This window comes from Kineosporia succinea (assembly GCF_030811555.1).
In the GTDB taxonomy this organism is placed as follows: domain Bacteria; phylum Actinomycetota; class Actinomycetes; order Actinomycetales; family Kineosporiaceae; genus Kineosporia; species Kineosporia succinea.
The window spans coordinates 868,536-882,686 of sequence record NZ_JAUSQZ010000001.1; the positions used below are offsets into that span (position 1 = coordinate 868,536).

Genomic DNA, 14,151 nt, shown 5'->3' on the forward strand with positions numbered 1-14,151 from the left:
GGGCGGCCGGGAGTGGGGCGGACGAGAACCGGACGCGAACCTGAACATCCACATCCTGGCTTTTCGTGAAGACCTCGACACGACCACGGAACGCCGACGCCGGCGCCCGGGGATGAGCTGATCGGTAGAGATAGACCGCAGGAGCTGAGACGGCGAGGAACGCGGCCAGTAGTAGGGCCAACCGCAGGGCCGGCCCGCTTCGGTGCCTGCCCATGCTGGCCCGCTCCAGTCCGGGATCTGCGTCTGCCGTTTAACCGTTGACGATCTGGCTGGCCTCAGACGAGGTCAGATCAACCTGGACGTTTTCCTCTTCCCGCTCCCAGATCGCCCGTGTGCGCCACAGGCAGAAACAGAGCAACAGCACGGTCACGAACTGCCCCAGCGCTGCCCCGCCGGCCGCCCCCGCCGCGCCGAACTCCTTGGCGCCGTAGGCCTGAGCCCCCAGCTGCACGATCAGCCCGCCCGAGACACAGAGCGTCGAGTACTTCTCCAGGCGCCACGCCACGAGCGCACCGCTCAGCGGCTGGCAGGCCATCGCGAAAGCAATGGCCAGGCAGAGCAACTGCAGGGAGTGCACGCTGCCCGCATACGCGCTGCCGAGGAACGTGTTCACCAGCCACGGCGCGAGCAGGGCCACTGTCCCGACGACAGGCAGCGACAGCGACACCGTCAGCAGCGCGCTGACCAGCCCTGAGAAGCGCTTGCTGGCCGCGTCCGCGCTCATTCGCGGGAACACCGCCTGGGTGACCGCCTGTGCTGCCAGACCGATCGGGCCCATCCAGCGATTCACAGCCGCGTACTGACCCGCCACCGCAGCGCCCGCGACGTTGTTGACCACGGTGATGTCCAGCGTGCCCAGCGAATTCACGGTCGCGCTGGCACCCACACCTGAGCGGTCTCGATACGGATGCACCCAGTGATAGCGGACCACCGGCTCGTGAGGCGCGGTCAGGCGCTTCTGCAGCACCCGGTAGAGGCAGGCTTCGATCCCGGAGTTGAGAGCCAGCAGCAGCACCAGGAGGTCACCGCTCACCCCTCCTCGCCAGGCCAGGAGGAAGATCAGCAGCACGCCAGGCACCCGGGAGGTCACGGTAGCTCCGACCACCGCGCCGAACCGGAGTTCAGACCGCAGTGCTACCCCCATGATGAGCGCCAGCGAGTTGCAGACGAAGAGGACAGCCGCTGCCGCGATCGTGCTCACCGTGAGGGTTCCCCCCGCGAGCGCGGCGATGACACCGACGACCGGGGAGACCGCCAGCACGACGACCGCCTTGCTGCGCTGCCACTCGACCAGCTGCAGCGGGGTCATCCGGCCGGCCGAGCGCTCGCGCAGGGCGTAGGTCATGCCGCCGAAGTCGCAGATGGCCACGGCGAGGATCGCGATGCTGGCCACGGAGGCGGCCGCGCCGTACTTGTCCGGCAGCATGACGCGCGCCGCGAGCAGGTACAGCAGTCCGGTGAGGATCTGCGTCGTCATCGTTCCGGCGAAGAGCACGCCGGCGCCCCGGAAGATGTCGACGACGCTGCGCAGTCTCGGGTTCTTGAACGGTGAGGCCATGGTCAGACACCCGACGTCGAGAGGAGATCCAGGTATTTCCTCGCCATTGAGGTGCCGCTCGCATCGGCCATGATCGACGGGGCCTGGGCCCTCGCCGTCCGGGACGCCTGCTCGAAAGACTCGATGACCGCGGCGACAGCGTGCTCGGCCCCGGCCACGTCACCGGGCTCGAAGTGGGCCGCCGCGAAACCCGGAGCACCGTCGAGGCCGTCGGCACAGACCAGCGGGACACCGGACGCGCCGGCCTCGAGGACGGCGATCGAGTGCGCCTCGCGGTCCGCGGGGTGGAACACGATGTCGGCTCCGGCGAGCACCGCCGCGACCTGGTCGGTCGGACCGGCGAAGCGAACACCAGGGATCCGGGACGCGCGGTCGACGACCGCCTGTATCTCCGGGGCGCCGTCGATCGGGCCGTACCAGGTGAACGTCAGGTCGGGATTTCTCGCCAGCAGGTTTTCGGCGACGGAGAGCCACAGAGCCGGGTTCTTCTGTCGGGTCACCCGGGCGATGGTGACGATCGTGCGGGGAGCGGCCGGGATCGGCCCGGTGGGGGCCGCGTACCCGTCGGCGATCCCGTTGGGGATGACCGTGGTGGGCACTGCGCCCCCGAATCGCTTCTGGTAGCTCTCTTTCTGGCTCTCACTGACAGCGACGACATGGGACGTACGACGCCTCAGAACGCGTTCGGCCCACCGGAACCGGCGTGAGCGGTAGTCGTCGGACGCCGAGTGCAGCACGGTCAGCACCGGCACCCCCCGCGGCACGATCATGCGGGTGTAGAGGTTCGGCGTCGCGCTGTGCGAGACCAGGGCCTCCGGGGAGAACTGCCGGACCTTCCAGGCGAGGTCGATCACCCGGGTTACCTGCTTCAGCGGACCCGGTGGAGTGTCGTCGACATAGACGATGTCCGACTCCACGCCCTCTTTCGTCCACTCGTCGCGCAGTGTGCCGGCGACGGCCTCGGCGCCCCCGATGCGCTCGCTGAGAAGCACCTGGAGCAGACGCCGGTCGGAGGTCTCCCCCAGCAGCCGGCTGGCGAAGAGGTCACCGGAGGCAGGAGCGGCTGTCGGGGCGGCACCGGACTCGCGTGCCGTCATCACGGTCTGCATTGCCTGCGTCAACGGGCCCGGCGCCAGGGCACACCAGAGGGCGAGACCACCGGACGCGTCGCAGTCCGCCTTGAGGGTCTCGGACCCGGCGGCGACGATGCGCCGACCGGCCAGAACGGCCTTACCGAAAATGCCGCTGGGGCCTTCATTGTCATAGGCGAGCACGTGGCCGTCGGCGGCCTGGACAGCGGCGTCGAACTGCACGTCGTCCATCGGCCCGGGAACCCTGCGGACCGCCACACCCTGACGTTCCAGAGCATCCAGTTCGGGTGCGAGCGAGCTCTCCAGCGCCGGATCGACGCGACCGGCGAGCAGCAGCCCGACCTCGGCCGCCGCCAGCCCCTTCAGCGCAGCAATGATGAGCGTCAGGTTCTTGCGTGCGGTGATCGCCCCGACCACGGCGAACCAGAACCGGCCGTCGTTCATGCGATGCCGGCGTCGGAAGTCCGCCACATCAGCCGGTGAGGCGGCGAACTCGATCGGGTCCGGCACCTCCCAGTGCCGGGGCGATCCGCTCATCGAGCTGGCGAGGTCGTAGACCTCGACGCCCGGGCGCATCCGGGCGGTGCTCTTGGCGATCTCCTTGGCGCGGAACTTCAACTGGTTGGCCCGGCCCGGCTGGGACCGGGCGCGCATACAGAGAAGTGCGACCGACGCGTCACCCTCTGCGGGTGTGCGCCGGGCGACCTCGAGCAGATGGCCGTCGCCGTCGGGAATCACGACCCGGTGGGCCCTGAACTCCCGCGCGATGCGCTGCACGGTGGCGAGCGAGAACGCCGTCGTCTCGACGATCTGCACCTGCTGGGCGATCGGCCTGAGATGCGTGGCGAACTCGGGTGCCGCCACGCATTCGGGCGTGAGCACGAGCATGACCTCATCCCCACCGGCGAGGGCTCGGCGCGAGAGCAGAGCAACGTACGAGAGGTGATGACCGCTGGGATTCGGCTCCGCGATCAGGATTCGGCGCCCGGTCACCTCAGGCGTCCTGCGCAATCCGGGTTCCCCGGCGTACCCGGGCGAGCGATGTGCCCCGAGCCGGCCCGAACAGGGCACTGCCTCCGTCACGGCTGCCGAACGAGGTCTTCAGCTCGCTGAAACGCTTCTTCTCCCGGTCAGACTTGGTCTTTCGGGTGGAGCCCTGGTCGAGGGGCGCGGAGAAGTGGATCGGGACGTACCCGCCGGTGCGACCGGTGACGGCCTGGGCCCGGAACATCAGGTCGTGATCGTCGTTGCCCAGGAAGAAGTGTTCCAGGTCGAAACCGTCGAGACCTTCGTAGTCCCGCCGGCGGAAGGCCAGCGGCCCCCGGATGACGGACCCGCCGACATAGACGCGCGGCTTCGTCCGTGGGTGCAGGGGGCGGTTGATCGCCTCTCCCAGCCGGCCGGCCTGACCGGTGATCCTGAACATGAGCGGTTCGAAGGCGCGAGCCGCGGGGACCCGGCCCTGCAGCTGCGAGAACTGCTTGGCCAGCAGGTTCGAGACCCGGCTCCACTGCCGGTGCACCTCGTGCCCGGGACGGCGGACGAGCGCAACCGGGTGAATGCCCCGGCCACTGACGGCGAAGACGTCGACATTCTCGTCGAGCGCGTTCGTCATGACGCGGTCGAAGCCGACGTGCTCGATGTGCATGTCGGCCTGGACCTCGATCACATACTCGGCCGAGGTCAAGCTGATACCCAGTGCGTCGCAGGCGGTCTCGAATATCCCGTCGTCGCTGACCGCGACCACGACCTTGGACGTGCGACGGCTGCGCCCCCCGAGCCCGTCGAGCCACTCCATGATCTCGGCCAGGGAGTCGTCGGTGCAGCCGTCGACGATCAGGCAGATTTCGTGCGGCAGCCGGGCGCAGGTGATGATGGAGTCAAGGTTGCGAGCGATGACGCCCTGCTGGTTGTGCACGGGGACGATGAACGAGACCTGAGCCGGTGGGGCGGACTCGAACAGGACCCGGTCCACGGTGACGGGCACGTCCCCGAAGACGGGATGCGCACCCGGCACGTAATCCGACAGCGCCTTCTTCACCTGTGGCCGCCCCAACTCGTCAGTTCACGGGTCTTTCCCGGCCCAGCAGCAGTGATGGCACCCATTGACCCTGCCTAGAATCGAACGACATCACCCTAGCGTGACCGAGTGATCACTGTGTGGCAGATTTCAGAGGGAATGGGATCTCCTACGTTCAGTTGAACTCCACGAGCGCGTTCACCCCACCGCAATGATGGACGCACGGACTACCACCCCTGCGGATGACACGCTTACGTGTCGTCCCATCGGTCGAAACGCCCTCTTGGCGCCCTCAGGAAGACCGGAATGGCTTGCTCGTCAGCATCTTTCATAGTGTCACCGACAAGCGCGGGTCGACCGATACGTCCACTGTCGGCCTGGTGAGCGACGCCCGGCAGGGGAGGAACCATCTGGCTAACCTCTAGCCCGATGGACGCCAAGACTCCTTCTCAGGGGCCGAACGCGCGAAGCGCAGCCGGCGGCTCCCCCGGGCAAGTCACGTGGTGACGATCAGCGACCGAGATCTCCGACGAGGTCGCTGGCCCGAGCACATGTTCTCGCCCCCGGCTCCCGACAAGGGCCGCGGCGACACGTCTGCCGACTACATCCTGCGCTGGACCCTCGTCGGGTCAGCGCTCGCCGGTCTCCCCAATCTGACCGGCTGGAACGTCCTCCCCATGACTTTCGTGCTCAACGGCGGCATCGCGCTGAGCATGATGGTCGGCTTCTTCGGGCCGAGGACGCCGTCGATCGCCCGGGCCACCTGGCTGCTGTTCGCGGGTGGGTACCTCACGGTGAAGCTGACCGCACTCGCCCTGGGCTCACACCCGGCCGGCCCCGACGATCTCTTGCAGGCGTACAAGGCCTACATCTTCCTGGTGCCCCTGGTCTGGTTCATCGGCCGAAAATGTTTCACCCCGGCCGGTCTCGCCCGCACCGTGCGCCAGATCCTGGCCGTGACCGCCCTCAAGTACCTGATCGTCTTCGCGGCCACCGCAGGAACCCACCGACCTGGCGTGTGGACCGAGAACAACTTCGAGTTGATGCTCGTCATCGGCCTCACGTACCTCGCCTGGCCACACCTCGGCCGAAACCGGGGCTGGTGGATGACGCTGCTGTGCCTGATCGTGCTCATCGGCGAATCACGCTCCGGCGTGATCGAACTGGCGTTGGTGTTCGTGGTGATCTTCTGGAGGCCCCGGGATCCCCGTTTCCTGCTCTACGTCGCCGGAGGCGGCATAGTCGTCTGGCTGTCCAACTACGTCTTCTCGCAGCGCAGCAACGGCAGCCCCAGCGATCGCTGGCAGTTCTGGCAGATTTTCAGGGCCGAGTCAGCGGCGTGGAACCTGAACGATTGGCTGGTCGGCCGGCCACCCCTGACCCCACTTTCGCTGGAGTCGTGTGATCGACTCGCGCCCTGGGGAGGCCTGAGGGCCATGAACGCGACGGACATCTGTTACTCGGTTGGGCTGCACATGTTCAGCCTGCGGGTGCTGATGGATCAGGGGGTACTGGGGGCACTGTTCTTGTTGCTGTTCATCTGGCTGGCCCTGCGAGCCTCGGGAGCAGGCATGCGCGACCGCGTGGCCCTCCTGGGGATCGGCCTGGCGAACTCGATGTCCGTGTCGGCCTTCAATTCCGAGTACTTGCTGATCCCCCTGCTCGTCGCTGCCGGACTTCGCTACCGGGCACACCCCTCTCCCACCGCTCCCCCCGTACCGGTGGAGCGGGTTTCGGGGTGAGGCTCGAGAAACTCGGGGAACCTAGATCATTTCTCGCCCCAGGTCACGACGCCGGCGAATTGATAACCGAGCAGAAATGACCGTACGGCCCCGCCTCAGTCACCCACACAGCGAATGCCACTGACCCATTTCGCGGATTACCCTAAAGTTCAGAGAATCCACACGCATATCCCCGTCAGTATTGAACTCGACCGAGACGGCGTTTCTCAACCTAGACACAACGGGGAATCATGAGCAAAACCACCGCCCGCCGCTTCACTGTCCTTGCAGCCGGGATTCTGGCCGCCCTGGGCGGCATCGCCGCCACTGCCCCGGCCGAAGCAGCCCCCAGCACCAAGAGTTCATGCACCCAGAACCTGCTCTGCATCTGGTCGGACAGAAACTTCGACGGGGACTTCACAACAACATCACGTAAGGCACCGGACTGGAACGATCTTCCTGGCGCAGCCAACTGCCCGGACGAGACGTTCAACGACTGCGCAACAGCCGTCTGGAACAACACCGTCTACACCTACCGCCTTTACGAAAACGTGGGCTACAAGGGCAAGCACATCGACATCTGCGCAAACTGGGCCGGGAATCTTCCGCCGAGCTGGAACGACCGCGCGAGCTCCAGCAAGATGCTGCGTGACGGTAAGTCCAAGACCTGCCTGTAATCTCTCGCTTCACCCGGTGCCGGCGACCGCGCAACTCCTCTGCTTGCGGTCGCCGGCATTTTTGGTTCGCCAAGAACCTTGCATCAGCCTGCACGAATGGTTTGATTGGGGTTCCGCAACCATAGGAGTCGGGGGACCTTATGAACACCAGCAGGCATCGAGCGACGGTACTCGTGGCGATGGTATTGGCGAGCCTCGGAAGTGTGGCCATGGCCAACTCAGCCGAGGCCCGCGCACGCAGCGCGGATCAGTGCCCTGCCGAAAAGGTATGCATCTGGCAGGACTACAACTACGGCAACGACTTCGCGTCTATAGACGGCCGCACCGCGCAGTGGTCTCGCCTTACAGGAGGAGAGAACTGTCAGGCGAAGAACTTCAACGATTGCGTGTCGAGCGTCCGAAACCGAACATCAGTTTCATATCGCCTATATGAACACTTCAACTATCAGGGCGATTACATCGACATCTGCCCAGGAACAGCCCTGAACCTGCCTCGGGAATGGAATGATCGACTGAGCTCAAGCCAACCAATAGGTAACGGAATGTCAGCCAGCTGCCTTTAAAGTCGTCATCTCAGGAGGATGCTGGTGTGGGACAACCTCGTTGATCCCTACTGGCATCTCCTGGGGTGTCATTAAATTCCTGTAGCCTCGCAGGGGTGAATCACCCATCCCCCATACACATGAAACAGCGCTTATACGGCTACGTATGCTAGCCAACTAAGTCACGCTCGCGCGTATGCACTTTTCGGGAGTTACTGATTCAAGGAGCGCGCTCAGCGGGCTCATGTGGATCACAACCGGGGGCGCGATCGTTATTGCAGCAACCTTGCTCGTCCAGTTACATCATTGGCTGGCTTTCATCATCCTCCTCCCCGGGATGATGCTGGCCTTCACGTACCATGCCTGGATCCGGATTGGCTTACTTACAGTCGTTGCCATGCAGGCATTTGGCTCTTCTTCTGGATTCAATCTTCAGAAACTGGCCTGGGTAGCGCTTGTTCCGGTCACACTTGCTTTCGCCGCCCGGAGCAAGTCGCGCCTTGATCTCACGATGAGGCCAGGCGGGTTGATCACGACCCAGATCATTTGGACGGGTTATCTAGCCCTTTCGGTAGCAAGAAGCCTCCTTGCTGGGCGCGCCACGGCCGATGTGTTCCGCGACTCAGTTCCATACATCACCTGGTCATTCGCACTGATGTGGGCCCTTGACCTCTCCACGAGCGGGGCAGCCACTGTCAAGCGCCTAGCCATCTCGGTTGCAGGCCTCTCTGCCGTCGGTATGGGCCTCACCTGGGTAACTATGAGGGGCGGCGCTGCACTCCCCTCATCGATGCAATTCGGCACGTCCATGTCAATGGCTGGCCTAGGAGTAATTCTTAGCGCGTCGATGCTGATATGCCGAGGCACACACCCATTACCTGCCCTTTGTTTCACTGTCTCATGCATCGGTCTAATTCTGAGCGGCAGTCGAACTTTCCTTATCGTGCCCGTAAGTCTCCTGGTTCTCCTAGCAGGCGTTCCACGCTTGGGTTTGAAAGGAATTTTTCGCTTAGGGGCTATCGCCGGCCTCATTTGTCTGTCCCTCAAGGCGCTCCCAGCCGTGACCGAGTTGATCGGCGTACATCCTGACTTTTTGACTCGTCGCAGCATGGCGTTGCTAAATTTCTCGCAGAGTCATGATGCCTCGGCTCTTGGGCGCGCCCGCTCTTACGACGAAGCTTTGCGAGTTTGGATGGAGAATCCCCTTTGGGGTAAGGGACCAGGCCCCATCTTCACGTCATATGGAGGCTTGCAGACCACGAGTCTTGACACTCCGCTTACTTTTCCCGCAAAATTTGGAATCCTCGGCATCGTCATACTCGTTGCACTGATCCTCCAACTGATCAAAGTCGTCAGATCGGTGGCTAAGAGCGCAGACCTGGAATGGCGGTTGGCGACCACTGCCTTCGGCGTCTATATGCTCATGTACTTACCGTTTGGTGGAGCCTTTGACGACAAGGGACTCGGTCTCGCCCTGTGCCTCATTCTGGGTGGCACTCTAACTTCGGCGCGGGAAACTCATGCATCAAGACCTTCCACTTAGATTGACTACGACTTCCCGAAACGATGAGCCGACGACCCCTGTTTCAATAACTCTCCGCCCACATTCCATGTGAGGCTGGCAGACCGAAAGAGGCACCAGATTTGTTACCACCTCTCCACTGCAATCGGTGAGCGATTCGAGACACCACGTCAGATCCGAAACTTCAATCAAGCTTCCTCCATTGCGTCCTTGCATTTCACAACCACAATCGTCCAGAACATGCGTTGTCACCCTCGACCACAGCTCTGGCATGCCTACTAGCAAGTCAAGTGGCCATGCGCCGTCAATATGGACAGAACCTGCCTGCAGGACGTACTTCCCCCATCGGCCGATCACCCGATTCTTCACGACGCACGAACGGCGGAGGCTGAACGTGCAGCATCATCTGTTGGTGTCTACACGATCAACCGTCCTGTACTTGGCAACGGCAAGCGCAGTCTGCTGCGTGACGGTTGCGGCAGTTGCGCAATACCCCCCGGCGGTGGTCGCCGTGGTTATTGGCTTAGTGCTCTGGTTCGTGGCCATTAAGCGGACCGAGCCACTTTCGGTGATCTTGCTCGTAGCGTCGCTGATGCTCATGCGCCCCACGTGGTACGGCAACGGAGCTACTCCGTTGGGCGTTCCCCTAGCCGTAGCCGCAGCCTTCTTTGCAGCGTCGGCTGACCATCGCGAAGGCCGCTTAGTTCCAAGTTGGCGCGACCGGCCGCGCCCCGTACTTGCTGCCCTGTGCTGCCTCGCCGCCTTTCAAGGCTGGTACCTAGTGCTCCCCATTCTGCATGGAACGTACCCTGCCGATTTCGTTCTTCGATCCGTAACCTACGTACTGGTCTCTGTGACCGCCGCCGCTATCGTGTTGCGTGAACCGCTTCGAGCACGCTTCATCGCCCGAGCCGTTGTCTGGATCTGCGGGGCAATCGCTGCCAGCTTCGGAGCGACTCTGCTGCTCTGGGCCGTCAGCGGTCCGGAGAGCCACGAGATATTGAGAATGCAATTGCCCGGAGGAATTAGCGGCGCAAACGGTTACGCTGAGGGCAACGACGGACAGCCGCTCTATCTGCCTTGGACCCTAACGAACGGCGCCACCAGCGCCTTCGGCGGAATCACCATGCCGCGTCTAGTCGGCTTCATGCGCGAGCCGGGACTCATGGCTCCGATGTTCATCTGGGCAATCTACGTCGCCGGACGCTTGAAAATGCGCAACACGCGCTTGCTACAACTATTGCTGTTCTTGGGGCTGCTGGGCTGCCAATCGACCGCCGGGTTCGCCATCTGGGTGGTGCTGGCCGTATGTACGTCCGTCATTGGAGATGCCCCGCAGAAGAAAAACTTTCGAGTCACGCGCCAGTTCCTGGGCATGGCCCTGCTTATTGGCGGGGTCTGGTTGGCAATCTTCGCACCCGTCTGGGGCTTGAAAGCAAAAGAAGAGATCAATCCCGGATCGATCTCAGATCGCACCACCACAGCCGTCACTGGTATCACACAGATAGATCAGCACTTCTGGGGTGCAGCTCCTCAAGGGCTAGAGAATGTAGGCATCAATCTGCTCAGCGAGACGCACCGAATCGGTGGTCCTGGTCTCCTCCTTGCTCTCGCCGCCTACTTCGTCCCCATACTGGTGGCTCGCCGGAAGTCTGATGCAGCCAAGCTGATCGTCCCCCTGGCAGTCACTGCGCTGGTCGCACAACCAGTCTCGGGAGCACCCACCTGGTGGATTCTCGTACTCGTGGCCGGAGCGCTCGATGACCGGGAACATGATCGAGTGCCGGATGAGACTTCGGCCGCCGAGGTTGATCACGCAGGCACAGCAGGTGTTGTGCGTCTGGAGCTGACTGATCCCGAACGATCCAGGGCTGGTCTCAATTTTTGAGCGCGACGGTCGACACTGCTTCGGTGCCCGTGTGTCCCAATCGGTACAGAGCGGAACGTCTGGGCGTCCGACGGATCAGGCGCCGTCCCGGCTCCTCGACCAAGTGGTACAGCGCTATCGCGCCAACCACCGATAGACCGAGATACGCGAAGAGGACAGCGATCCGGAGTGGTAGAGCAGCCGAGGTGAAGGTACCCCACGGCATTGCCTTGCCTACGATCATGAGCACGAGGAAATGCCACATGTAGAGACTGTAAGAAATACGGCCACCGTACTCCATCCACCGCAAGCTCAAAACCTTGGACACCAGGCCGCGCGCCTGAGCGCATCCGATCACGATCATGCAGACGAAAGGCAGACACGTGAAATCTGCCACGGGTTGTCCGGGTGTGAAAAGAATGACCGTACACAGGCCCAGGACTCCAGCAACGGCAAGGACGTCGCCGACATAAGCCGGGCGGGTGAGGGAGCGCCTGTTTCCTTCGTGCCAAAAAGCCCACAAAAAGCAGCCCGCAGTGAATTCGCCTGCGATTCGCAGCATCGATACCGTCAGCGACAGCCTGGTATATGTGCCGTCAAAGGTAACCGCCCATATTCCGAGCCACGTGACTGCGCACCCCAAGAGGACGCATGCAAGCATGCTCTTCAAGGACCTGATGCGCATCACCACCAACGCAAGCACAGGGAAAGCAAGGTAAGCGGCTGCTTCCGCACTGATGGACCAGGACGTACCGTTCCAAGACCCAACTGCCGGAATGACCTGCAGCAGAATCAAGTTCATCACGAACGAGACAGGACTGTGGTCATCGGCCGAGTTCAGCTCTTGGCCTACCAAGCCGGCGCCGATCACAAGCACCAGCGCAACGAACAGCGTGACTAAATGAACAGGGTAGAGCCGCGCGAACCTGGCCCGTAAGAAGACGCGGTAGGCCCCAAGATTGAAAACCTCAAAACGCCGAGCATAGTTGTGACTGATAATGAAGCCCGACAGGACAAAGAAGAGCTCCACTCCTAGATATCCAGACTTGATCAAGTCTTGCCAGACCGAACCGGCCGCGGCCGGCAGAAGTGCGGCCGTCGGTTCGTAGAAGTGGTAAAGCAGCACCCAGATTGCAGCCACTATCCGGAGGCCGGTCAGCGGACGGATTGCTGGCACAGACGTCGACATGCGTTCCCCTCGTGAGCGGCGGGCACCTGTGCGTGCCTCGCGCATTCGCTCAGAGTGGACGCTTCGCCCGAGCTGGGGCAGGTTACGCGCCGCTTCTAGAGTGTTTGGCTGATGTGCCTGTCGCCCACACGCCACAGCCTGCGCCGGAGCATGTGAGTCACCGATACTGACGACTGCCCCAGGCGAGATCGTCAGCTCCCCGCCATCCCGCCTTCAAGAACCAGGCAGGAAAGGACGCTGAACTACGCCCTCGAGCCAGGGTGGATGCCGATTCAGCGCCTACAAGTTGACCCGATAGTAGGACTTGATGTTGCGAAAGAGAGCAGTTGAGCCGGAACTTTACTGCTGCGAGACTCATTTCATGAGCGAAATGCTGAAGCGCACTCTTGGGCGAGCACTGGCATCTGCGCGCACCTCGGCGAGGATGACGATGACCGACGTAGTGAATACCAGGATATTTGGCAGCCGACAGAAGCTTTGGCGGCTGGAAACGGGCCAGGGCCCATACAAGTGGTCGGAGGTGCAGGCTCTCGCCGACATCTATCGTGTCGACCTAGAGACTCGCTCTCAGTGGGTCGACTGGGCCATGAGAGCTGGCGAATCCGGCTGGTGGGAGAACTACAGCACCGCTGTTAACAACTTTCGTTTCGGACTGTACATCGAGTTGGAGCAGGCCGCTTCAGCCATCACCGTTTGCAGTGGTGACGTGATTCACGGCCTTGCTCAGACCGAGCGATACCACCGAGCAGTCGTACAGCTCGATCCCACCAAGGAAGACGCCGACACCACCGAGCAGTTTGTCTCCCTTCGAGCCGAGCGCGAAGCCGTCACCCTCCACAGAGCAACCCCGGTCCGACTCAATCTTGTTCTGAGCGAGTCCGCCCTCTGCTTCAACATCGGAGGTGAGGCGGTCATGCGTGAGCAGTTAGCCCACTTACGTGAACTGGATGGCCGTGCACATGTTGAGGTCTCGGTCCTGCTGTTCAGCGCGGGCGGCCACGCTGCTATGCGTGGCCCATACACGCTTCTGCAGTTCGACGATCCTGACGTCCCGGACGTCGTCTACATCGAGTCCCTGGACGGGGGCCGGTTCATCGAAGACGCGAAGGTGGTCCAGCGCTTCATCGCGAACGCTACGCTGCTGAGTGCCAGCGCCGTTCCGATCGAGGAGTGGATCAATGAGCAACACCGAGTGGCATAAGGCCTCCGCATCGGACGACACCGGTCAGTGTGTCGAGGTTCGCCGCCTGGGTAATACCGTGCTCTTACGCGACACCAAAGATCGCTCGGGTGCTGTTCTTTCATTCTCCCCTGCGGAATGGCAGGCATTCATTACCGGCGTCAAGGCGGCGGAGTTTGACACGGAAGCCATGCAGTAGCCGCTCACAGAAGCACGGTTCGGAGTTTCATGCACGGGCACGCTGACCTCATCCCTCGCTCGGTTTCAGCCCAGGGACGATCGACGGAGTCTTCGGCACCAAGTCGCAGGCCGCGGCGGCCCCAAGACGTGGCCCTACCTTCGCAATCAGAGCTTCTCCACGGGGGGGGGCTGACAACAGCTTTCGCCACCCCCACAGAGCGAGATCACGAATGCCCAGGTCGGTCGACCTGGGCATTCGTCGTCCTGCACAGACGCGCGAGGGAAAGTCCAGGACCCCGCCGACCGCCTGAAGGCAAGACAACCCGTGACCGGTGCAGACGCGTCCACCATCACGATGCGCTTCCCGAAGGCGCAGCCGAGAAGATGGCGAATCCGGGCGAACCACGACCGCTCCTCGTTCCCGTAGAGGCGGTTTCGCCGATTCACATGAGCTGATACGAAGCAGAAATCAGCTGGTCGGCATGTATCTCCGTTGCCTCATAACAACTTACAGCTTGATCTTTGGTACTGGACCCCTCAGGAGCGGCATCCTTGTCCGCCTCCGACGTTGATCACTAAGCTCCGGCGACAGCAGCTCGAACGC

At 62.6% G+C, this 14,151-nt stretch carries 11 protein-coding genes; 7 read left to right on the forward strand and 4 right to left on the reverse strand.

What is annotated here, in order from left to right; genetic code table 11:
- Nucleotides 1–250: 250 nt before the first annotated feature.
- From J2S57_RS03785 to J2S57_RS03795, 3 genes are all read right to left on the reverse strand, one after another.
- A complete protein-coding gene (locus J2S57_RS03785) occupies nt 251–1,558 on the reverse strand; it encodes a lipopolysaccharide biosynthesis protein (RefSeq protein ID WP_307238330.1) in 1,308 nt (435 codons plus the stop codon).
- Between the two features lie 2 nt (nt 1,559–1,560).
- Nucleotides 1,561–3,537: a glycosyltransferase family 4 protein gene (locus J2S57_RS03790; protein WP_307238332.1), complete on the reverse strand. Its 1,977-nt coding sequence runs from the start codon at nt 3,535–3,537 to the stop codon at nt 1,561–1,563.
- 106 nt (nt 3,538–3,643) lie between these two features.
- Complete coding sequence (locus J2S57_RS03795) at nt 3,644–4,690, reverse strand: glycosyltransferase family A protein (RefSeq protein ID WP_307238334.1); 1,047 nt, start codon at nt 4,688–4,690, stop codon at nt 3,644–3,646.
- 530 nt (nt 4,691–5,220) lie between these two features.
- Between J2S57_RS03795 and J2S57_RS03800 the strand changes: the two genes are divergently transcribed.
- From J2S57_RS03800 to J2S57_RS03815, 5 genes are all read left to right on the forward strand, one after another.
- On the forward strand, nt 5,221–6,411 hold the full coding sequence (locus tag J2S57_RS03800) for a hypothetical protein (protein ID WP_307238337.1): 1,191 nt from the start codon (nt 5,221–5,223) through the stop codon (nt 6,409–6,411).
- 230 nt (nt 6,412–6,641) lie between these two features.
- The gene (locus tag J2S57_RS03805) at nt 6,642–7,067 is read left to right on the forward strand and encodes a peptidase inhibitor family I36 protein (protein ID WP_307238339.1); all 426 of its coding nucleotides are present in this window, start codon (nt 6,642–6,644) and stop codon (nt 7,065–7,067) included.
- A 209-nt stretch (nt 7,068–7,276) separates the two neighbouring features.
- Entirely contained in the window at nt 7,277–7,630 is a 354-nt protein-coding gene (locus J2S57_RS35280) for a peptidase inhibitor family I36 protein (RefSeq protein ID WP_370882562.1), read from the forward strand.
- Between the two features lie 826 nt (nt 7,631–8,456).
- On the forward strand, nt 8,457–9,152 hold the full coding sequence (locus tag J2S57_RS03810) for an O-antigen ligase family protein (RefSeq protein WP_370882563.1): 696 nt from the start codon (nt 8,457–8,459) through the stop codon (nt 9,150–9,152).
- Between the two features lie 373 nt (nt 9,153–9,525).
- Nucleotides 9,526–11,019 carry a hypothetical protein gene (locus tag J2S57_RS03815; protein ID WP_307238342.1) on the forward strand — a complete coding sequence of 498 codons (1,494 nt, stop codon included), beginning with the start codon at nt 9,526–9,528 and terminating at the stop codon, nt 11,017–11,019.
- Here the strand turns inward: J2S57_RS03815 and J2S57_RS03820 are convergent.
- The gene (locus J2S57_RS03820) at nt 11,009–12,187 is read right to left on the reverse strand and encodes an acyltransferase family protein (protein ID WP_307238344.1); all 1,179 of its coding nucleotides are present in this window, start codon (nt 12,185–12,187) and stop codon (nt 11,009–11,011) included. The genes J2S57_RS03815 and J2S57_RS03820 overlap by 11 nt on opposite strands.
- 361 nt (nt 12,188–12,548) lie before the next feature.
- Here J2S57_RS03820 and J2S57_RS03825 point away from each other — a divergent pair, with 361 nt between their 5' ends.
- Together J2S57_RS03825 and J2S57_RS03830 are read left to right on the forward strand one after the other, a co-directional pair.
- Nucleotides 12,549–13,388, forward strand: coding sequence for a helix-turn-helix domain-containing protein (locus tag J2S57_RS03825; RefSeq protein ID WP_307238347.1), 840 nt, complete (start codon nt 12,549–12,551; stop codon nt 13,386–13,388).
- Entirely contained in the window at nt 13,366–13,566 is a 201-nt protein-coding gene (locus tag J2S57_RS03830; protein WP_307238349.1) for a DUF397 domain-containing protein, read from the forward strand. Before J2S57_RS03825 ends, J2S57_RS03830 begins: the two co-directional genes overlap by 23 nt.
- The last annotated feature ends 585 nt before the right edge of the window (nt 13,567–14,151 follow it).